At 67.2% G+C, this 21,022-nt stretch carries 16 protein-coding genes, 1 tRNA gene and 1 pseudogene; 7 read left to right on the top strand and 11 right to left on the bottom strand.

Features of this window, described 5'->3' with window-relative positions; genetic code table 11:
• Window position 1 precedes the first annotated feature (1 nt).
• Both E1H18_RS11195 and E1H18_RS11190 read left to right on the top strand, forming a co-directional pair.
• Complete coding sequence (locus E1H18_RS11195; protein WP_172267812.1) at window positions 2-1,189, top strand: urate hydroxylase PuuD; 1,188 nt, start codon at window positions 2-4, stop codon at window positions 1,187-1,189.
• The gene (locus tag E1H18_RS11190; RefSeq protein ID WP_172267809.1) at window positions 1,186-1,866 is read left to right on the top strand and encodes a TetR family transcriptional regulator; all 681 of its coding nucleotides are present in this window, start codon (window positions 1,186-1,188) and stop codon (window positions 1,864-1,866) included. Before E1H18_RS11195 ends, E1H18_RS11190 begins: the two co-directional genes overlap by 4 nt.
• A 2-nt stretch (window positions 1,867-1,868) precedes the next feature.
• Here E1H18_RS11190 and E1H18_RS11185 read toward each other — a convergent pair whose 3' ends face one another.
• The 3 genes from E1H18_RS11185 to E1H18_RS11175 form a co-directional block, all read right to left on the bottom strand.
• Window positions 1,869-2,594: a YceI family protein gene (locus E1H18_RS11185; protein ID WP_172267806.1), complete on the bottom strand. Its 726-nt coding sequence runs from the start codon at window positions 2,592-2,594 to the stop codon at window positions 1,869-1,871.
• Window positions 2,595-2,684: 90 nt separating this feature from the next.
• Window positions 2,685-6,371 (bottom strand): hypothetical protein, encoded by a 3,687-nt coding sequence (locus E1H18_RS11180; RefSeq protein WP_172267803.1) that lies wholly within the window; start codon window positions 6,369-6,371, stop codon window positions 2,685-2,687.
• 247 nt (window positions 6,372-6,618) lie between these two features.
• Window positions 6,619-7,563, bottom strand: a complete 945-nt coding sequence (locus E1H18_RS11175) for an acetamidase/formamidase family protein (RefSeq protein WP_172267800.1) — start codon at window positions 7,561-7,563, stop codon at window positions 6,619-6,621.
• Window positions 7,564-7,786: 223 nt separating this feature from the next.
• Here E1H18_RS11175 and E1H18_RS11170 point away from each other — a divergent pair, with 223 nt between their 5' ends.
• Genes E1H18_RS11170 through E1H18_RS11155 form a run of 4 tightly spaced genes read left to right on the top strand, consistent with a single transcriptional unit; the run spans window position 7,787 to window position 10,778 of the window.
• The gene (locus E1H18_RS11170; RefSeq protein WP_172267797.1) at window positions 7,787-8,005 is read left to right on the top strand and encodes a hypothetical protein; all 219 of its coding nucleotides are present in this window, start codon (window positions 7,787-7,789) and stop codon (window positions 8,003-8,005) included.
• Entirely contained in the window at window positions 8,002-9,393 is a 1,392-nt protein-coding gene (locus tag E1H18_RS11165) for an AtzE family amidohydrolase (RefSeq protein WP_172267794.1), read from the top strand. The genes E1H18_RS11170 and E1H18_RS11165 overlap by 4 nt, the downstream gene beginning before the upstream one ends.
• Window positions 9,393-9,809 carry an oxalurate catabolism protein HpxZ gene (gene hpxZ, locus E1H18_RS11160; protein WP_172267791.1) on the top strand — a complete coding sequence of 139 codons (417 nt, stop codon included), beginning with the start codon at window positions 9,393-9,395 and terminating at the stop codon, window positions 9,807-9,809. The genes E1H18_RS11165 and hpxZ overlap by 1 nt, the downstream gene beginning before the upstream one ends.
• A gap of 3 nt (window positions 9,810-9,812) precedes the next feature.
• Window positions 9,813-10,778 carry a nucleoside hydrolase gene (locus tag E1H18_RS11155; RefSeq protein WP_172269541.1) on the top strand — a complete coding sequence of 322 codons (966 nt, stop codon included), beginning with the start codon at window positions 9,813-9,815 and terminating at the stop codon, window positions 10,776-10,778.
• Window positions 10,779-10,894: 116 nt separating this feature from the next.
• Here E1H18_RS11155 and guaD read toward each other — a convergent pair whose 3' ends face one another.
• The 5 genes from guaD to uraH are packed head-to-tail and all read right to left on the bottom strand — an operon-like array spanning window position 10,895 to window position 17,297.
• The gene (gene guaD / locus E1H18_RS11150) at window positions 10,895-12,184 is read right to left on the bottom strand and encodes a guanine deaminase (RefSeq protein ID WP_172267788.1); all 1,290 of its coding nucleotides are present in this window, start codon (window positions 12,182-12,184) and stop codon (window positions 10,895-10,897) included.
• Between the two features lie 3 nt (window positions 12,185-12,187).
• Window positions 12,188-13,183, bottom strand: a complete 996-nt coding sequence (xdhC, locus tag E1H18_RS11145; RefSeq protein WP_172267785.1) for a xanthine dehydrogenase accessory protein XdhC — start codon at window positions 13,181-13,183, stop codon at window positions 12,188-12,190.
• Complete coding sequence (xdhB, locus tag E1H18_RS11140; protein WP_172267782.1) at window positions 13,176-15,515, bottom strand: xanthine dehydrogenase molybdopterin binding subunit; 2,340 nt, start codon at window positions 15,513-15,515, stop codon at window positions 13,176-13,178. The genes xdhC and xdhB overlap by 8 nt, the downstream gene beginning before the upstream one ends.
• Window positions 15,508-16,950, bottom strand: a complete 1,443-nt coding sequence (xdhA, locus tag E1H18_RS11135) for a xanthine dehydrogenase small subunit (RefSeq protein ID WP_172267738.1) — start codon at window positions 16,948-16,950, stop codon at window positions 15,508-15,510. The genes xdhB and xdhA overlap by 8 nt, the downstream gene beginning before the upstream one ends.
• Window positions 16,950-17,297, bottom strand: a complete 348-nt coding sequence (gene uraH, locus E1H18_RS11130; RefSeq protein WP_172267735.1) for a hydroxyisourate hydrolase — start codon at window positions 17,295-17,297, stop codon at window positions 16,950-16,952. Before uraH ends, xdhA begins: the two co-directional genes overlap by 1 nt.
• A gap of 335 nt (window positions 17,298-17,632) precedes the next feature.
• Between uraH and E1H18_RS11125 the strand changes: the two genes are divergently transcribed.
• Window positions 17,633-19,912 (top strand): NADP-dependent malic enzyme, encoded by a 2,280-nt coding sequence (locus tag E1H18_RS11125; protein WP_172269539.1) that lies wholly within the window; start codon window positions 17,633-17,635, stop codon window positions 19,910-19,912.
• Window positions 19,913-20,129: 217 nt separating this feature from the next.
• On the opposite strand, the gene E1H18_RS26730 is transcribed toward E1H18_RS11125, so the two are convergent.
• From E1H18_RS26730 to E1H18_RS11115, 3 genes and pseudogenes are all read right to left on the bottom strand, one after another.
• Complete coding sequence (locus tag E1H18_RS26730; protein ID WP_233206781.1) at window positions 20,130-20,324, bottom strand: cold-shock protein; 195 nt, start codon at window positions 20,322-20,324, stop codon at window positions 20,130-20,132.
• 141 nt (window positions 20,325-20,465) lie between these two features.
• Window positions 20,466-20,669, bottom strand: a pseudogene (locus E1H18_RS26725) (cold-shock protein); the annotation flags it as partial.
• Window positions 20,670-20,914: 245 nt separating this feature from the next.
• Window positions 20,915-20,991: transfer RNA gene (locus E1H18_RS11115), tRNA-Met, on the bottom strand.
• Between the last annotated feature and the right edge of the window lie 31 nt (window positions 20,992-21,022).

Raw genomic sequence — 21,022 nt, 5'->3', positions numbered from 1 at the left:
GATGGAATACGATCTTCCCGGCTGGCTGAACCTGGGTCTGCGCTGGCTGCACGTGATCGCCGGCGTGGCCTGGATCGGCGCCTCGTTCTACTTCGTCTGGCTGGACAACAACCTGCGCGAACCCGAGCCGCCCAAGGACGGGGTCAAGGGCGAGCTATGGGCCGTGCACGGCGGCGGCTTCTACCATTCGCAGAAGTACATGATCGCCCCGGCCCACATGCCAGGCCACCTGCACTGGTTCAAATGGGAGGCCTACACCACCTGGCTGTCGGGCTTTGCGCTGCTGATCGTGCTCTACTACTGGCAGGCGCCGGTCTATCTGATCGACACTGCCAAGCACGCCTTCAGCCAGCCGGCCGCGATCGGCGCGGGCCTGGCCTTCATCTTCGGCGGGCTGGCGGTCTATGAGGCCCTGTGCCGCTCGCCGCTGGGCCAGCGCGGCCTGGCCTTCGGGGTCGTATGGTTCGCCGTCCTGACCGGCGCGGCCTGGGCGCTGGCGCAGCTGTTCAGCGACCGCGGAGCCTTCATCCATGTGGGCGCGATCATCGGCACGGCCATGGTCGCCAACGTCTTCTTGGTGATCATTCCCAATCAGCGCAAGATCGTCGCCGACATGCTGGCCGGCCGCCCCGTGGATCCGCGCCTGGGCGCGATGGGCAAGCAGCGGTCGGTGCACAACACCTACATGACGCTGCCGGTCATCTTCATCATGATCAGCAACCACTATCCGATGGTCACCGGCCATCCGCTGTCGTGGCTGCTGCTGGCGATGATCAGCGCCGGCGGGATCTCGATCCGGCAATTCTTCCTGCTCAAGCATCACGGCAAGATCCGCCACGACTTCCTGTTCTACGGCTTCATGCTGGTGTTCGCCGCGACCATGGTCGCCAGCCTCAAGCCCAAGGACGTGGTGAAGATCGACGGCGAAGTGCCCTTCACCACCGCCCAGGCGATCATCGGCAGGCACTGCACGACCTGCCACAGCGCCACCCCGACCCATCCGGGCTTCTCGGCCCCGCCGCTGGGCGCGGTGTTCGACACCCCCGAGCATATCGCGACCTACGCTCCGAAAATCCACGAGCGTGCGGTGGCTTCCACGAGCATGCCCCTTGGCAACGAGACCGGCATGACCGTAGAGGAGCGGGCCCAGCTGGGCGCCTGGATCAAACAGGGAGCCAAGATCCCGTGACCGACGCCGTCCTGGACGCGAACAAGGCCGAAGCCGACATCGACAGCGCGCCGCGCAAGCGCAACGCCGAGCGCACTCGCAAGGCGATCCTGGCCGCCGCGTTGAAGGAGTTCTCGCAGGCCGGCTTCGCGGGCGCGCGCATCGAGCGGATCGTCAAGGCCGCCAAGTGCAACATCCGCATGCTGTACCACTACTTCGGGGACAAGAAGGGCCTGTACATGGCCGTCCTCGAGAGCGCCTACATGGATCTGCGGGCGCGCGAGGCCGAGCTGAAGATCGACTTCGACCAGCCGCTCGAGGGCTTCCTCGAGCTGCAGCGCTTCACCTTCGACTATTTCGAGAAGAACCCCCGCTTCGAGGGCCTGCTGCGCAACGAGAACCTGCAGCACGGCAAGTTCGCCGCCCAGTCGCGAGTGGTGACCGAGACCGCCTTCCCCCTGCGCCGCACGATCGAGAAGTTGATCGAAAGCGGCCAGTCCAAGGGGCTGTTCGGACCGAACCTGGATCCGGTGCAGATCTACGTGACCATCGCGGCCATGAGCCGCTTCCACCTGGCCAACGGCTATTCGCTGTCGGCGACGTTGAACACCGACATGAGCGCCCCCGAGTGGCGCCGGGCGCGGCTGGACCACGCCCTGGCGCTGCTCGAAGGCTATCTCACCCGCGGGGCGCGCTAGGTTTACTGGGCCGGCGGGGTCGCCGTCGGCGCGGCCGGGGCGGTCGCCAGCGGCGGACCGCTGAACTCGGCCTCGATGATCACCTGGACCTCGTCGCTGACGCCCATGGTCGTGCCTGGGGCCGGCACGCCGTAGGCGATGCCGAAGTCAGAACGCTTGAACGCCCCCTTGGCCGAGAAGCCGATGCGGGCGTGCGGGTCCATCGGATGGCCGACATAGCCGCCGTTATAGGTCACATCCAGAACCACCGGCTTGGTGACGCCGTGCAGCGTCAGGTCGCCAGTGATCTTGCCGGCGTCGGCGCCCGTCGTCTCGACCTTGGTCGACTTGAAGGTGATGGCCGGATAGCTGGCCGTGTTCAGCCATTGCGGCCCGGTCAGCTCAGCCAGGAAGCCGGCCGGCGGCGCGGGCAGGGTCAGCGACTTGGGATCGATCGTCGCCTCCAGGCTGCTGGCGGCGGCGTTGTTCTGGTCGAACTTCAGCTTGGCGTCGAAGCTGGCGAAGGCCGCCGTGTAGTTCGAGAAGCCCAGGTGGTTGACCTTCATCACCAGGGTCGAATGGGTCTTGTCCAGCGTGTAGTCGCCGGCCGGAATGTCGGCCTTCGGCGGCTTGGGCGCGGCCGCGGCCGGCGCGGGCACGACGGGCGGCTCGGCCTCTTTCTTGTCGGCCGGAGCCGGCGAACAAGCGGCCAGGGCCAGCAAGGCCACGACGGGCAGGATCGTTCTCATGCGCTTCCCTCCTTGAACTCGACGCCCCTACGCCGACCAAGGGTCAACGTAGGGGGACGGTGAAGGTTGCTGAGAGAGTTCCCGCGCGTGTCAGATGAAGTTCTCAGCGCCGATAGCGTCGAGACCAACGCTCACCAGCTTCACAACACTTTCAATCTGGCCGGTGGTCGAACCTGGAACGGTCGAGAAGACATAGATGTCGCCGCCAACCTGGATGGCCAAGCGATTCAAGTTTTGCGTCGCCATGGCCTGCGGAGCGATGGTCATTGCGCCAAGCCAGCTGCTGGTCGTCAGCTCGTTGTAGCGGATGACATCGACGGAGCCGAACGAGAGCCGGTCCTCGGCTTCCCAGCCCTGGATCTTATCCAGAACGACGGTTTCCGTGCTGGCCCAGGGATTTTCGCTGTCTCGCGACCACTGGGTGTCTCCAGCGGCGAACTTGTAGGTATCAGCCCCCAGGCCGCCTACCAGGATGTCGGAGCCGCGGCCACCGACAAGGATGTCGTCGCCGGCGCCGCCAAAGATGACATCGTTACCGTCCCGCCCCTCAAGAATGTCATCTCCGTTGCCGCCGCTCAGCACGTTGGCGCCGGCATTACCAATGATCGTATCATTGCCAGAACTGCCATTGACGCTTTCAACAGAGTTCAGCGTAACGGTAACGCCCGTCGCGACCTGCTGCTTGTCGGTCCGGCTCAGATCGACGGTGATGCCCGACAGATAGTCGAGCCCCACGCCAACGCGGTAGGCGAACTGGATAGTGTCATGGCCTTCACCGCCATCCACCACCTTGTCTCCCGCCAGGTTGTCGATGAAAAACATGTCCGCGCCGGCTCCGCCTTCGCCGCGGTTGTCCCCGAGACCGAACTCGATGCGGTCGTCGCCATCGCCGCCACGCAACACCGTCCCCGTCGACGACAACAGCGTGCCCGCTTCGAGGAAATAGGCAGTCAGGGTATCGTTGCCGCTTCCGCCTTCCAGAGTGTCCGCGCCACCCCCGCCGACAAGATCGTCATCCCCCATTCCGCCCTTCAGGACGTCCGCTCCTGCCGAGCCGATGAAGTAGTCATTGTAGTTCGAACCGATAACGCCTTCGATCGACACCAGAGTCTTGGTCCCACGATCGGTAAGTTGCGCCTGGCCCTGGTTGCGAAGACCGATATGGGCGCCGCGCTCAAAGCCATCATTCTCGAAGCTGATGTAATCGAAGCCGCCACCGCCCTCGATGCGATCATCACCACCGCCGGCGACGAAGATGTTGTCCTCGTCGTTACCGATCAGTGTGTCGGCATAGGCCGTACCCCGAATGCCCTCGATAGAGATCAAGGTATCGACGCCACGACCCCCCAGTTCCGTCTGAACGGTGTTGCGCAGATCCACCTTCACGCCGGTCAGGAAGTCCGGATCGTCATAACGAACGAAATCGAAGCCTGCCCCCCCATCGATAACGTCGTCGCCAGCGCCGCCCTGCAGCCAGTTGTCGCCAGCGTCGCCCTTGATCTGATCGTTGCCGCCGCCTCCGACGACGGCTTCAATACGCGTGAGATCGATGAGATGGCCGCCACCAACATCTTGAGGGCCGATCAGCGACAGATCGATCTTGAGGTTGGCGATCGCACTTCGCATGTCCAGCGTGTCGAGCCCGGCCCCGCCATCGATTACCGTGACCCCAGCCATTGACGGCGCATGGGCGACGACAAAGATATCGTCACCATCGCCGCCATCCAGAAGGGCCGCACCCTTCTGAGTGATGAGCGTGTCATTCCCTGCGCCGCCGAACAGGCGGTCTCCAGGCTGGTCATCTTTGCTGGCGATGAGCGTGTCGTTGCCGTCGCCACCTTCCAGAAGATCGTTTCCGCCGACTGCGGTCAGTCTGTCATCGCCGGCGCCGCCTTGCAGACGGTTGACCTCAGAATTGCCAGTGATCTCATCATTGAAGGCGGTGCCGATCACATTTTCGATCGAGATGAAGGTGTCGGTTCCGCGATTGCCCGTCTGTGTCTGGACGCTCTTGCCTAGATCGATGACCACAGGCGTCCACATCGCATCGCCTGCATAGGACGCGGTGTCGGATCCAGCCCCGCCATCCAGGATATCGTCGCCAAAGCCGCCCGTGAGGATGTTGTCTTTGCCGTCACCGATCAGGTGATCATCGCCGACATTGCCAACAAGGTTCTCGATTTCATGCAACTCGACCGCGCTACTGATGGCGCCGCCACCTAGCGACCAGATCGTCTGAAGACCAGTGATATTCAGATCGATTTTGACGCTCGAAGTACTCGTCGACACGAAGGTGTCGCTGCCCTCGCCGCCGTAGATAACGGCTGTCGAGCCGCCGATCATAAATCGGTCGTCGCCTGCCCCGCCCAAAAGCAAGTCGGGAGCGCCAAAACCGCTGCTATAGAGAATGTCATCGCCATCGCCGCCATCAAGCGTGTCGCCGCCGCTCATGGCCCGAAGGATGTCATTGCCACCACCGCCAAACAGATAGTTTTCATAGGCGTTGCCGGTCATGACGTCGTCGTGCTCCGAGCCTGTCGCAGCCTCGATCGAGATGAGCCAGTCACCGGCTGGCGGACTCCCCCCCGGCGCCACAAACATTGACAGATCGATCGTCACCCCGACGTCGCTGAACCCGTAGTCGACCGTGTCCCAGCCTTCGCCGCCGTCGATGAGATTGTTTCCCGTCCCGCCCGACAGGTGGTCGTCTCCCGCGCCGCCGTACAGCTTGTCGTCGCCCGCCCCGCCCTGGAGATTGTTGGCGTTGGCGTCGCCGATCAGCGCGTCGTCGAAGGCCGAGCCGTACAGGTTCTCGATACCGCTCAGGGTGTCCTTGCCATCGCCGACGGTGTCCTGCTGGCCCGTCTTTGTCAGGTCTGCCGTCACGCCGGCCTTGGCGCCTTCATAGGAAGCCCAATCGCTCCCGGCGCCGCCTCGGATGATGTCGTCGCCAGCGCCACCCACGAGCCAGTCGTCTCCGTCGCCGCCGTCGAGAACGTCGTTTCCGTCGCCGCCATCCAGGGTGTCGTCGCCCGCCAGGCCATGGAGCGTGTCATTGCCCTTGCCGCCGACCAGCACGTTGATCCCGGCGTCGCCGGTGAGGGTGTCGTTGAAGTCCGAGCCGTACAGGTTCTCGATACCGCTCAGGGTGTCCTTGCCGTCGCCGACGGTGTCCTGCTGGCCCGTCTTCGTCAGGTCTGCCGTCACGCCGGCCTTGGCGTCTTCATAGGAGGCCCAGTCGTTCCCGGCGCCGCCTCGGATGATGTCGTCACCCGCGCCGCCCATGAGCCAGTCGTCGCCGTCGCCGCCATCGAGAATGTCGTTGCCGTCGCCGCCATCCAGGGTGTCATCACCCGCCAGGCCATAGAGCGTGTCGTTGCCCTTGGCGCCGACCAGCACGTTGTTTTCCGCGTTGCCGGTGAGGGTGTCGTTGAAGTCCGAGCCGTAGAGGTTCTCGATGCCGACCAGGGTATCGCGACCGCCGCCGCCGGTGTTCTGGACGCCGGTGATGTTCAGGTCGACCTTCACGCCGGCCGTGGCGTCCTCATAGGCTGCCCAGTCGACGCCAGCGCCGCCGTCGATCAGGTCGTCGCCCGGTCCGCCCAGAAGGTAGTCGTCACCGTCGCCGCCGTAGAGCTGGTCGTTGCCCTCGTGGCCGGCCAGCACGTCGTCGCCCGCTCCGCCCCGCAGCGTGTCATTGCCGCCGAAGCCGTAGAGGGTGTCGCCCTCGTCGCCGCCCGTCAGAACGTCCGCGCCTTCCGTGCCCCGCACCAACATCTCGAGATCCCTCAGCCCCAGCTGCAACTTCAGCGTGACCCGAGGTCTGCAAGAGCGGCGCCGTCGCGCCCTCCGTCTTTGCGGCTGTTTGCGGGATAGGCGCCGTGCCGGAACGGCTCAGCTGTGCCGTTCCGAAACGGAAACCCCTTGCGCGTAAGGGTTTCGGCGCGCGCCTATCGCCGATGCCTCCGTGATCAAGTCAAGGGCTGGCGACGGGCCAAGCCCCCTTCCTAGAGGTAGAGTTGGCTCAGAACAGCAGACCCTTGGCCAGCAGTGCATGGACGCCCTTCTCGCCGTTGACGGTCTGGGTGACGCGGAAGTCCACGGCCAGGGAGCAGAACTGATAGGCCTGCACGCGGGTCAGGTTGGAGCGCGCCGTGATGAAGTCGATGGTCTGGCGCAGGGCCTGCTTCATGGCCAGGTCCAGGTCCTCGTTGAAGCCCATCAGAATGTAGTGGGTGGGCGTCTCGGCGCGCGGCTGCTTCAGGTCTCCCGCCTTGTGAAGCACGAAAGTGAAGGTGCCGGTCAGGCCCATTTCCAGGGCATTGACGCAGACCTCGCCGTCGCCTTGTCGGCCGTGACCGTCACCCACCGAGAAGTTCGCGCCCGGAACCCAGACGGGCAGGAACAGGGTCGAGCCGGCGACCAGTTCCTTGTTGTCCATATTGCCGCCGTGCTCGCGCGGTTCCCGGCTGGAGAGACGGCCGTACCTGGCCGGCGGGGCCACGCCCATGGTGCCGAAGAACGGGGCCAGCGGCAGTTGCGGGCCCCACTCGGGCTTGCAGGTCCCGGCCGCGCGATCGACGGCGATGTGGCTGACATAGCGTTCGGGGAAGTCCTCCGGAATCGTGCCGGCCAGCGGGCGCACTGCGCAGTAACCCCAGTCGTTGTTCGGTTCGATCGCCTCAATGCGCACCTCCAGCACGTCGCCGGGCTCAGCGCCCGCGACGGCAACGGGACCGGTCAGGATGTGCGGACCGATACGCTCGGGCTTGCTGTCGTGGATCGCCTGCAGCGCAGGCGGTATGGCGTAGGGCGACCCCGCCTGCGGCATAACCTCGACGCCGCCGGAAACGCACTCGAAGGTGACGCTGTCGCCGGGTTGCACGGTCAGCACGGGATCGAACGCTGCGTCGAACATGCCGAAGCGAATGGTGTCGGGCGTGGAAGCCAGTCGGTGATGCGCCATCAAGTAAGTTCCTTCTTACCTTTGCATGTGACGTCGCTGGCGCGCGGCGCCCAAGTCATGACCGCATCGGCGGGCTGCGATCGCCCTCGCCTGCCCACCACGCGGGCGATCGGCGCGGAAGGTGACGCGCGCTTGAGCGGATCCAGCTGAGACCGCCTGCGGGACTGGCGCGGCGCGCGAACGCGGGTGTATGAAGTTTTTTCTTACTTGTGGAGCTTTGGACCGCATGGCGCTGGACGCGGAAACGCAAGCCTTCCTGGACCTCACCGACGTCGAGGTCGCCCCCTGGACCGCTGCCCGCGCCGAGGCGCGCGACCTCTCCATTCCCTCCGCCGCCCTGCCCGCCGTGCTCGAGAACATCGCCCTGCTCAAGAGCCAGTCGGCGTTGTTCATCACTGCGCTCGGCGAAGCGGCCGGCGAGGTTGCGGAGACCTTCCAGCCGTGAGCTTCTGCAGCATCGTCGAGATCGCCGGTGAAGTCCGCGCCGGCCGCGTCACCGCCCGCGCCGTCACCGAGGCCACCCTGTCCCGGATCGCGCGCCTGGACGGCGGCATCAACGCCTTCACCGCTGTCACCGCCGAGCGCGCTTTGGCCGCGGCCGAGGCGGTCGACGCCGATCTGGCCGCCGGCCGTCCCGTCGGTCCGCTGGCCGGCGCGCCATTCGCGGTGAAGAACCTGTTCGACCTGGAAGGCCTGCCCACTCTGGCTGGCTCGAAGATCCGCCGGGACGCCGCTCCGCCGACCCACGACGCCACCTTGGTCAGGCGCCTTGCCGCCGCTGGCGGCATCCTCGTCGGCGCGCTGAACATGGACGAGTTCGCCTATGGCTTCGTCACCGAGAACGCCCATGACGGGCCGGTCCACAATCCGCACGACCCGACGCGGATCGCTGGCGGCTCGTCGGGCGGTTCGGCCGCGGCCGTGGCGGCGGGTCTCGTCCCGCTGACCCTGGGCTCGGACACCAACGGCTCGATCCGCATTCCCGCCAGCCTTTGCGGGGTCTACGGCCTGAAGCCCACCTATGGCCGCCTGTCGCGCCAGGGCGTGTTCCCGTTCGTCGAGAGCCTGGACCATGTCGGCCCGTTCGCACGATCGATCCAGGACCTGGCCCTGGCCTATGACGTGCTGCAGGGCCCCGATCCCCAGGGCGACGCGATCTGCGTGCGCGAAGCCGATCCGCTGGCCCAGCGCCTGGACGCCCTGGCCGAGCAGCCCCTGCGCGTCGGCGTGCTGGACGGCTGGTTCCAGCAAGGCGCCTTCCCCGAGGTGCTTGCGGCGCTGGACCGCGTGGCCCAGGCGTTGGGCGCCAAGGGTCTGGTCACCTTGCCCGGCGCCCAAGCCGCGCGGGCGGCGGCCTTCACCCTGACCGGATTCGAGGGCGGCGAGCTGCACCTGAAGGACTTGGCCGCCCGGGCCATGGACTACGATCCGGCGGTGCGAGACCGCTTGCTGGCCGGGGCTCTGCTGCCCGAGGGCGTGCATCGCGCGGCCCAGCGCTATCGCACCGTCTTCCGCGATGAGGTCGCCAAGGCGTTCGAGCGCTACGACGTGCTGCTGGCGCCGTCGTCGGTGTGCCCCGCCCCGCCCATCGGCCAGGCGACCATGGAGATGGACGGCGTCCCAGTGTCGGTCCGCAAGAACCTGGGCGCCTTCACCCAACCGATCAGTTACATCGGCCTCCCCGTCGTCGCCGCCCCGGTGAACCGGCCAGGGCTGCTGCCGATCGGCGTGCAAATCATCGCCCCGCCCTGGCGCGAAGACCTGGCTTTCGCGGCCGCTGCCCGCCTCCAGCGTGACGGCGTGCTGGCCGCCCATCCCCCGAAAGGCGTCTGATGGTCGTCGACGATCCCAAGACCCTGGCCGAAGTCACCGCCCTTGTAGACGCCTATGAGACGGCGCTGATGGGCAACGACGTCCAGGCCCTGGACGGCGCCTTCTGGGTCTCGCCGCACACCGTGCGCCTGGGCGTGGCCGAGAACCTGTGGAGCTTCGACGAGATCGCCGCCTTCCGCCTGGGCCGGGCCGGCGGCTCGCCGCCGCGCACGCGCCTGCGGACCCAGATCACCACCTTCGGGACCGACTTCGCCGTGGCCAATGTCGAATTTCGCCGCGACGACACCGGCAAGATCGGCCGCCAGAGCCAGACGTGGGTGCGTACCGACGCCGGCTGGAAGGTCGTCGCGGCCCATGTCTCCCTGATGCAGGGCGGGAGCGACCAACGTCTCGCGTCCGACACGGAAAAGCGCTAGAGCCTGACGATGACGATCAAGATCATTTTCGACACCGATCCCGGCATCGACGACGCCATGGCGCTGCTGTTCATCGAGGCGAGCCCCGCCCTCGACCTGATCGCGGTGACGACCGTCTTCGGCAACGCCGACATCGAGACCACCACCCGCAACGCGCTCTATCTGAAGCAGCGCTTCGGCCTGAAGGCCCCGATCTACAAGGGCGCGAGCAAGCCGCTGACCCGCCCGCGCAACCCATCGCCGACCTTCGTGCACGGTGTTAACGGCTTGGGCGATGTCGAGCTCGAGGGTCTTGTCCCCGCCCAGCCCGAGGCCAAGCCGGCCCACCAGGCGATCATCGACCTGGCCCGGCAGTATCCGGGCGAGGTGGTGCTGTGCGCCGTCGGCCCGCTGACCAACCTGGCCCTGGCCCTGCAGGCCGATCCGGAAGTCGCTGCGCTGCTGAAGTCGGTGGTGATCATGGGCGGCGCGTTCGGCGTCGCCGGCAAGCCGGGCAATGTCACTCCGGTCGCCGAGGCCAATATCTGGAACGACCCGGAAGCCGCCGACCAGGTCTTCACCGCGCCCTGGAGCCTGACCGCCGTCAGCCTGGACGTGACGACGCAAGTGGTGATGTCGCCGGACTACATGGAGGCCCTGGCCTCCGGCGGCAGCGACGCCGGCGTGTTCCTCAACGCGATCTCCAAGCCCTACGCCGCCTTCTACGGCGGCCGCGACGGCATCGTCGGCTGCTGTGTCCACGACGCGGCGGCGGTGGCGTTCGTGATCGACCCGACGCTGTTCACGGTGCGCCGCGGCGCGGTGCGCGTGGTGACCGAAGGCATTACCCTGGGCCAGACCTGCCAGAGCCCCGAGGGCGAACTGTTCGGTCCGTCGGCCTGGGACGACCAGCCGATCCAGGCCGCGACGGTGGCGGTGGACGGCGAGCGGCTGTTGAAGCTCTATGCGGAGACGATGGGGGCGGCTTAGGGCCGCTCCCCCCCACCTGACCGCTTCGCGGTCGTCCGCCCCCAAAGGCAGGCGGAAGGTGATCCCCGTCTTCTCCCTCCGGGGGAGGAGCGCCGCAGGCGCGGAGGGGGCGAGGTCTATCCCCGCCGCCACCGCTCCACACCCGCCAGATACGTCCGCGCCACGACGCGGTCGTCACCCAGCACCGTCAGCGCGAACACCTTGTCCTCAAGCGTCCTGGCCGCCGCCAGCCGGCGCTTAAGCAGCGGCGTCGCGGCCAGGTCCAGCACCACGAAGTCGGCTTCCTTGCCGGGCTCCAGGTTGCCGATCTTGTCACCCAGATCCAGCGCCCGCGCGCCTCCCAGGGTCGCCAGGTACAGGGCGTGGAACGGGTCCAGCGCATCGCCACGCAGCTGGCCGACCTTGTAGGCCTCGCCCAGCGTGTGGAGGATCGAGAAGGTCGTGCCGGCCCCGACGTCGGTCCCCATGCCGACCTTCACGCCGTGCGAACAGGCCTCCTCCAGCGGAAACAGGCCCGAGCCCAGGAACAGGTTCGAGGTCGGGCAGAACGCCACCGCCCCGCCCTTGGCCGCCATGCGCCGGAACGCGTCGCCCTTCAGGTGGACGCAGTGGGCGAACACAGAGCGCGGTCGCAACAGGCCGAAGCCGTCGTAGACGTCCAGATAATCCTTGGCCTTCGGGAAGAGCCGCGCGGTTTCCTTGATCTCATAGAGGTTCTCGGAAAGGTGGGTCTGCATCCAGACGTCGGGATGCTGGGCCACCACCTCGCCAGCCATGGTCAGCTGGGCGTCGCTGCAGCTGATCGCAAAGCGCGGGGTCACCGCGTAGCCCAGCCGCCCCTTGCCGTGCCACGCCTCGATCAGGGCCAGCATGTCGGCGCGGCTTTCTTCGACCGTGTCGGTCAGGCCTTCGGGCGCGTTGCGGTCCATCAGCGCCTTGCCGGCGATCAGGCGCATGTCGCGCGTCAGGGCCTCGGCGAACAGGGCCTCGACCGAAACCTTGTGCACCGAGCCGAACACCAGGGCTGTGGTCGTGCCGTTGCGCAGCAGCTCGTCCAGGAAGAAGGTCGCCGCCGCTTCCGCATGGGCCGGATCGGCGAAGGCCGCCTCGGCCGGGAAGGTGTGCTGCTCCAGCCAGTCCAGCAGCTGCTTGCCGTGGGCCGCGATGATGTCGACCTGCGGGAAGTGGATATGGGTGTCGACGAAGCCCGGCGTGATCAGATGGCCGGACAGGTCCTCCAGCTCGGCCTTGCCCAGCCAGGGGGACAGCTCCTCATACTCGCCGCAGCCGACGATGCGGCCGTCCTCGACCAGCAGCAGGCCGTCCTTGTGGAAGGCGACCGCGCCCTCCGTCGTCTTGGTCGGGTCGTCCAGCAGATGCAGGATCGACGCCCTATAGGCTTTCACGGGTCAGGTCTCGTCGTTGCGAATGCGCGCCGCTTCGTGGCGCATCAGGAGGTCGGCGGCCACCGAAACCGCGATCACCTCCGGCGCCTTGCTCTTAAGCTGCGGCAGGCCGATGGGACAGGTCATTCGGGTCAGCACGGCCTCCGAGAAACCACCGTCGCGTAACCGGCTGATGAAACGTGCGCGCTTGGTCTTCGAGCCGATGACGCCGAAGTAGGAAAACCCGCCCCCGGCCAGGCCCGCCGACACGAGGGCGTAGTCCTGGGCGTGGTCGTGGGTGAGCACCAGGCCGTAGGCGTCGGGGCTCGCGCCGCGGGCCTTGGCGACGATCTCGTCGGGCGGCAGGACGGTGACGCCCGGAATGTCGGCGGTCTCGGGTCGGCTGTCGTACCAGAACAGGCGGAAGGGCAGCGGCGCGAAGGTCTGGGCGATCGCCTGTCCGACATGGCCGGCGCCGAACAGCAGCAGCGGCGGACGCGGGGCGTCGGCGCGCTCGACCATGACGTCGCCCAGCTCGGGCCGCACGCCGCGCGCGGTAGCAGGCGCGCCGCCCAGGGTGACGGAGGCGCCGTCCTCGGTCGCCAGGATCGGAGCGATCGACTTGGTCAGCAGGCCCGGATCGAACCGGGTGCGCACCTCGAACGGCTGGGCCGCGTCCATGCGCCGGGCGGCCTCGGTCAGCCAGTCGCGGCTGTTGTCGTTCAGCCGCTCCAGGAACATCCGCACCCGGCCGCCGCAGCACTGGGCCAGCAGCGGCCCCAGCGGATAGTCCTGGATCGCGAAATGGGCCTGGCCGCCGTCCAGCATCCGCCGCGCCTGGTCGGCCACGCGGTATTCCAGATTACCGCCGCCGATCGTGCCCGACTGGCCGCCGCGCCAGACGACCATCTTGGTCCCGGCCTCGCGCGGGGCCGAACCCTCGGTCGCCAGCACGGTGACCAGAGCGGCCTCGTCGTGGGCGTCGAGACGCGACAGTGCGGCGCGGGCCCAGTTACGCATGGCTGCGGCTCCGCACATCCTCGCAGGCCATCAGGATCGCTTCAGGCGTGGCCGGCGCGTCCAGCTGCGGGAACACCTTGTGGTCGCCGACGCTGGCCACGGCGTGGTTGATCGCACAGTGGACCGAAATGGCCAGCATCAGCGGCGGCTCCCCCACGGCCTTGGAGCGATGGACCGTGGCCTCGACATTGCGACCGGCCGCCCACAGCTTGACGTCCAGATGCGCCGGACGGTCGCCGCAGGTCGGCACCTTGTAGGTCGAGGGCGCATGGGTGCGCAGACGGCCTTGCGCGTCGAACACCAGCTCCTCGGTCGTCAGCCAGCCCATGCCCTGGACGAAGCCCCCCTCGATCTGACCCAGGTCGATGGCGGGATTCAGCGACTTGCCGACGTCGTGCAGGATGTCGGCGCGGGTGACCTTCATCTCGCCGGTCAGGGTGTCGATCAGCACCTCGCTGCACGAGGCCCCATAGGCGAAGTAGTAGAATGGCCGTCCCGTGTGGGTGGCGCGGTCGTAGTGGATCTTGGGCGTGGCGTAGAAGCCGGTCGCCGAGAGCGAGATCCGCGCCAGATAGGCCTGGCGGATGAACCAGCCGAACTCGTAGGTCTCGGCCCCGACCCGCACGCCGGCCGGGGTGAAGGCCACCTCGGTTGGCGTGACGTTCCACTTGGCGGCGGCGAATTCCACCAGCCGCGCCTTGATCGTGTCGGCCGCGTTCAGCGCCGCCATGCCGTTCAGGTCCGCCCCCGACGAGGCGGCGGTGGCTGAGGTGTTGGGCACCTTGTCGGTGACGGTCGAGGTGATCTTCACCCGTGCGACATCGACCTGGAAGGCGTTGGCGACGATCTGGGCGACCTTCACATACAACCCCTGCCCCATCTCGGTGCCGCCATGGTTCAGCATGATCGAGCCGTCGGCATAGAGGTGGATCAGCGCCCCGGCCTGGTTCAGGAACGTCGTCGTGAACGAAATGCCGAACTTCACCGGCGTCAGGGCGATGCCCTTCTTCAAGACCGGGCTCGTCGCGTTGAACGCCTCGATCTCGCGGCGGCGGGCCTCGTAGTCGCAGGACGCCGCCAATTCGTCGATCAGCTGCGGCGCGACATTGTCCTCGACCACCTGGTGGTAGGGCGTCAGGTTGCGGCCCTCGCCGCCATAGAGGTTGCGGCGGCGCACCTCCAGCGGGTCCAGGCCGGTGGCGGCGGCCACGGCGTCTATCACCCGCTCGATGGCGATCATGCCCTGTGGCCCGCCAAAGCCCCGGAACGCAGTGTTCGACACCGTGTGCGTGCGATAGCGGTGCGACAGGATCTCGATGGCCGGCAGGAAATAGGCGTTGTCGGCGTGGAACATCGCCCGATCGTTGATCGCCATGGAGAGGTCGGTCGTCGCCCCGCAGCGCGAGGACAGCTCCAGAAACAGCCCCGTCAGCCGACCCGCGTCGTCGAAGCCGACGTCGTAGGCGGCTTCGAAGTCATGCCGTTTGCCGGTCATGACCATGTCTTCGTCGCGATCGGGACGGGCCTTGGCCGGGCGGCCGGTCTTGACCGCGACCAGGGCGGCGGCGGCAGCGAACAACGAGGCCTGCGTCTCCTTGCCGCCAAAGCCCCCGCCCATGCGGCGCACCTCGACGGTGACGCAGTGGTCGGGCTTGCCCAGCACGCGAGCGATCAGGTGCTGCACCTCGGTGGGGTGCTGGGTCGAGGACCAGACGTGGACGTCGCCATCCTCGCGCGGCGTCGCCAGAGCGATCTGGCCTTCGAGATAAAAGTGGTCCTGGCCGCCGATCGCGAACTGGCCCTGCACGCGGCGGGGAGACGTCGCCAGCGCAGCCCGAGCGTCGCCGCGCGACATGCGCTGGCTGGCCTCGAGGGTCAGGTCCATGGCGCGCGCGGCGGCGATGTCGATGGCGGCCGGCATCTCCTCGTATTCGACCACGGCCTTGGCGGCGGCGGCGCGAGCAGCGGTGATCGAGGTGGCAGCGACGGCGAACAGGCTCTGACCGACGCAATAGACCTCGCCATCGGCGAACAGCCTGTCGTCGTGGATCACCGGGCTGACGTCATTCTCGCCCGGCACGTCTTCCGCGCTCAACACCAGCACCACGCCAGGCGCGGCGCGGACGGCCGAGAGGTCCATCCGGGTGATCCTGGCATGGGCCTTGGCGCTCATGCCGAAGGCGACGTGCAGCAGGCCGGGCGGCTCGGGCATGTCGTCGATATAGACTGCCGAGCCCGCCACATGGCGCGAGCCGCTGTCATGCGGCAGCGAAGCATGCACGCCTTGGAACGGCGCGGTCTGGACGGGCGCGGTCGCGGCGGAGTCAGCCATGGGCGCTCTCCGGAACCACGCGGGTTTCGACGGCGGAATCGGCGCTTTCCAGGAACACCTTGCGCAGCATGTTGCGCGCCGCCAGCGACCGGTAGGCGGCCGAAGCCCGCATGTCGCTCATCGGCGCGTAGTCGGTGTCGAGCGCCGCCATGGCCGCCTCGACCGTCGCCTCGCTCCAGGCCTGACCGACCAGCGCCGCTTCGCAGGCCTTGGCGCGCTTGGGCGTGCCGGCCATGCCGCCGAACGCGATCCGCGCGTCGGTGACGACGCCCGCCTCGATCGCCAGCGAGAACGCGCCGCACACCGCCGAGATGTCCTGGTCGAAGCGCTTGGACAGCTTGAAGACCTTGAAGATCCGATCCGCCGCCGGCGCGGGAACGATCACCGCCTCGACGAACTCACCCGGCCGGCGGTCCTGCTTTCCGTAATCGAGGAAGAAGTCTTCCAGCGCCATCTCGCGCCGATCATCGCCCAGACGCAGGACCAGGGTCGCCCCCGCCGCGATCAGGGCCGGCGGCATGTCGCCGATCGGCGAGCCGTTGGCGATGTTGCCGCCGATCGTGCCACTGTTGCGCACCTGGGTGGAGCCCAGCCGCCGCATCATCCGCCCAAGGTCGGGATAGAGCGCCGCCACCGCCGCGATGGCGTCGACATAGCGGACGCCCGCGCCGATGCGCAGGCCATCGGCCGTTTCCTCAAGCGCCCTCAGCTCGGCCACTTCCGAAATGCTGATCAAGGTCGGCAGCGGCTTGCGCAGCTTGGTGACCCACAGACCCACGTCGGTCGCCCCGGCCACGATCGTCGCGTCCGAATGCGCGGCATAGACGTCTGCCAGCTCGTCGACCGTGCGCGGCGAAAACCAGCGACGGGTGACGGCGTGGATCTCGTCGTCATAGCTCAGCGCCAGCATGGTCTCGTCGCGCACGACAGAGAGATCGACCGTCGGCGCCGCCTCGACCGCCACGGTCTGGGCGACTTCGATGATCGGGCCGTAGCCGGTGCAGCGGCACAGGTTTCCGGCCAGCACCTCGCCCACCGGCGCGCTCGCCCCCTTGGCCCCGACCGCGCGGGCATACAGCGACATGACGATGCCGGGCGTGCAGAAGCCGCATTGCGAGCCGTGCTTGTCGACCATGGCCTGCTGCACCGGATGCAGCGCCCCATCACTGGCCAAGCTCTCGACCGTCATCAGCGCCTTGCCGTGCAGCATGGGCAGGAACTGGATGCAGCTGTTGACCGCCCGCCAGGCGATCCCATTGCCCTCTTCCTCGCCGACCAGCACCGTGCACGAACCGCAGTCGCCCTCGGCGCAGCCTTCCTTGATCCCGGTGCGACGCATCGGACCGCGCAGGTGCTCCAGCAGGGTCGTCGTCGGATTGGCGCCGCGCACTTCATGCGCCTGGCCGTCCAGCAGGAAGCGGATCATCTCGCCCATCAGCTGCCCCGGTAGGTCGAGTAGCCGTATGGCGACACCAGCAGCGGCACGTGCCAGTGCTGCTCGACGCTCGAAACAGCGAAGTCGATGACCACCACGTCCAGGAACGGCGGCTCCGTCACAGCCAGGCCCGAGGCCTTGAAATACTCGCCGATCGCGAACTCCAGTCGATATCCGCCGACCTTCAGGTCCTCGACGGCGAGAAGTCGCGCACGGCCGTCCGCATCGGTGCGGAATTCCGCCACCAACGAGACCTCGGAACCCTCGCGCCACAACACCCGCACGGCCACGTTCGTCGCCGGTTTGCCAGCCGCCTGGTCGAGGATGTGGGTCGTCAGTCCGCTCATGGTCCGTCCTCGGATCGCCGTTCGCGATCGATGCTCGGTTGCTCCGGACACCCTGTCCAGCGCCCAGGCCCCGGCGATCACATTGGAAGGACAAGCGCCGAGGAACGGGGCGGCGGGCGCCCGAAGCGCAGGCAATATATAATAGTTTTATTACTTATGGAGCCCCGGAACAGCGTTCGCAGGCCCGCGAAAATGTTACCGCTATCACACAGCCCAGCCCACAAACCGGCGCGCAGGGTTGGAAAAGCCGCCCATCCCCGGTAGCTAGACGCTCTAACGGCCCGCGCGCGAAGATGGGCCGCGCTAGACGTGCGCAGAGCTTCAAGAGGGACATGATGGACGAGGATTTCCGCAAGGCGGCGCTGGACTACCATCGCCTCCCGCGACCCGGAAAGCTGGCGATCGAAGCCACCAAGCGGATGGCCACCCAGCGCGATCTCGCCCTCGCCTATTCGCCCGGCGTCGCCGCCCCCTGCATCGCCATCGCCGAGAACCCGGACCTGGCCCGCGACTACACCGCGCGCGGCAACCTGGTCGCCGTGATCTCGAACGGCACCGCCGTGCTGGGTCTGGGCGACATAGGCCCGCTGGCCTCCAAGCCGGTGATGGAAGGCAAGGCCGTCCTCTTCAAGAAGTTCGCCGGCATCGACGTGTTCGACATCGAAGTCGACGCCAAGGATCCTGACCGGTTCATCGAGGTGGTTGCGGCCCTGGAGCCCACCTTCGGCGGTATCAATCTGGAAGACATCAAGGCGCCGGAGTGTTTCGTCATCGAGCGCGCCCTGCGTGAACGGATGAACATCCCGGTCTTCCACGACGACCAGCACGGCACCGCCATCGTCTGCGCCGCCGCCGTCCGCAACGCCCTGCTCGTCCAGGGCAAGCAGCTGAAGGACGTCAAGCTGGTCACCTCGGGCGCCGGCGCCGCCGCCCTGGCCTGCGTCGACCTGCTGGTGTCGATGGGCCTGCCCGTCGACAACGTGACCCTGACTGACATCAAGGGCGTCGTGCATGCCGGCCGTGAGCCGGACATGCCCGACAACATGGCCCGCTATGCGCGCCAGACCGATGCGCGCACCCTTCCGGAAGTGCTGCCGGGCGCCGACATCTTCCTGGGCCTGTCGGCTCCGCGTGTCTTCAAGCCTGAATGGCTGCCGCTGCTGGCCGAGAAGCCGCTGATCCTGGCCATGGCCAATCCGGACCCGGAAATCCTGCCAGAGCTGGTCTATGCCGCCCGCCCCGACGCCATCATGGCGACCGGCCGCAGCGACTACGCCAACCAAGTCAACAACGTCCTGTGCTTCCCGTTCATCTTCCGCGGCGCACTGGACGTCGGCGCGTCCGAGATCAACGAGGCGATGAAGGTCGCCGCCGTCGAGGCCATCGCCGAACTGGCCCGCGCCGAGGCTTCCGAGGTCGTCGCCAGCGCCTATGGCGGCGCGGCGCCGGTGTTTGGCTCGCAGTACATCATCCCCAAGCCCTTCGACCCGCGCCTGATCCTGCAGATCGCGCCGGCCGTAGCCAAGGCGGCGATGGACACCGGCGTGGCCACGCGCCCGATCGCCGACTTCGACGCCTATCACGACGAACTGGAGCTGTTCGTCTATCGCTCGGGCCAGCTGATGCGACCGGTGTTCGAACGGGCCCGCAAGGCGCCGGTCAAGGTGGCGTATGCCGAGGGCGAGGACGAGCGCGTGCTGCGCGCCGTGCAGACCGTCGTCGACGAAGGCCTGGCCCGCCCCGTGCTGGTCGGCCGTCGCGAAGTCATCAAGGCCAAGGTCGCCGAGATGGGCCTGCGCCTCGACCTGGACGGCGCGGTCGAGATCGCCGATCCGCAGACCGACACCGAGTTGTTTGCGCCGCTGGTCGCCGACTATCAGAAGCTGGTCGGCCGGCGCGGCGTGCCGCCGATCGCCGCCGAGCGCCGCGTCTCGGGCCGGCGCACGGTGGCCGCCTCGATGCTGCTGCTGTCGGGTCACGTCGAGGCCGCCCTGGTCGGCGGCAGCGGTGACTGGTGGCAGCACATGAAGTACGCCCTGCCGATCATCCCCAAGCGGGACGACGTTAGCCGCGTCTACGCCATGTCGTCGCTGATCCTGGACAACGGCACGCTGTTCTTCTGCGACACCCACGTCAATGTCGACCCGACCGCCGAGCAGATCGCCGAATGCACTCAGCTCGCCGCCGAAGCCGTTCGGCGTTTTGGCCTGACGCCCAAGGCCGCCCTGCTCTCGCACTCCTCGTTCGGGGCCAGCAACTCGCCGACCGCCCGCAAGATGCGCGAGGCCCTGGGCCTGCTGCGCGAGCAGGCGCCGGACCTCGAGGTTGACGGTGAGATGCACGCCGACGCCGCGCTCAGCCAGCACCTGCGCGACCGCATGGTGGCCGACAGCCCGCTGAAGGGCTCGGCCAATCTGCTGGTCATGCCGACCCTGGACGCGGCCAATATCGGCCTGACCCTGCTCAGCGCCGCCACCGAGTCTCTGCTCGTCGGACCCATCCTTCTGGGCATGAGCAAGCCGGTGCACGTGCTGGTGCCCAGCGTCACGGCCCGTGGCATCGTCAATCTGACGGCCCTGGCGGTGAACCAGGCGGCCCGGGCGGCCGCTGAGTAGGCACGACACGGGCTCAGTTCGTCTTGGGAAGGCCGTCCGGAAGGGCGGCCTTTTCCATGCGCCACGCCCACCCAATGGCTGTGCGCGCAGCTCAAGGCGTCCCGCAGAGCAAAGCTCCAAACGCCGAAAGGCCCCGTCCGACGCTTTCACGTCGGCGGGGCCCTTCAAAAGTCTTTCGAAAAGGCCGTCCGTCCGGGCGGCCTTTTCTTTTTGGCGCTTAGAGGATGCGCAGGTTGCCGGCCGAGGTCTTGCCCGAGCGACGGTCCTGTTCAAGCTCATAACCGACTTGCTGGCCTTCGTTCAGGCCGCGCAGGCCGGCGCGTTCAACGGCCGAGATGTGCACGAAGATGTCGCCGCCGCCGTTGTCCGGCTGGATGAAGCCGAAGCCCTTGGTGGTGTTGAACCACTTCACGACGCCCGTGCCGGCTTCGCCGCCACCGCCGCCACCGCCGCCGCGCGGAGCGTCATAACCGCCGCCACGCGGGCCGTCGAAGCTGCGCGGGGGACGCGGAGCGCGGGCGCCGCCGCCACCCGGAACTTCGCCGTGACCCGTCACGCGCAGTTGGCCGGCCGAAGTCTTGCCCGAACGGCGATCTTCTTCCAGCTCGTACGCGACTTGATCACCTTCGTTCAGGCCACCCAGGCCCGAGCGTTCAACCGCGGCGATATGGACGAACACGTCCTGGCCGCCGTCCTCGGGCTGAATGAAGCCAAAGCCCTTGGCCGGGTTGAACCACTTAACGACACCGTTCGCCATATTATCCTCAAACACCTCAATCGACGGGCTGATAGTCGGCCCGCGTCCTTCCAAGGGAAGTCATGACGCAAAACCGCAGCAAGCGCTATGGGCTTTGAGCGTAGAAAGTTGGCCGAACAGCGACAGAAGTTCGAAAAATTCACGCTTCAGGCAACGGGCGTTGCCGAAATGCCGCTATAGGTTGCAAGATTGAGCATTAAAAATCCCCGCCGACGGATCGACGGGGTGATCAGACTTGACGACCTTGGGTGCGGGGACAGGATTTGAACCTGTGACCTTCAGGTTATGAGCCTGACGAGCTACCGGGCTGCTCCACCCCGCGTCAGGGTGTTTTGGATTGTGATGGCAGGGTG

This window comes from Caulobacter sp. RHG1 (assembly GCF_013181195.1).
Classification (GTDB): domain Bacteria; phylum Pseudomonadota; class Alphaproteobacteria; order Caulobacterales; family Caulobacteraceae; genus Caulobacter.
This window is presented reverse-complemented; position numbering and strand designations above follow the sequence as displayed.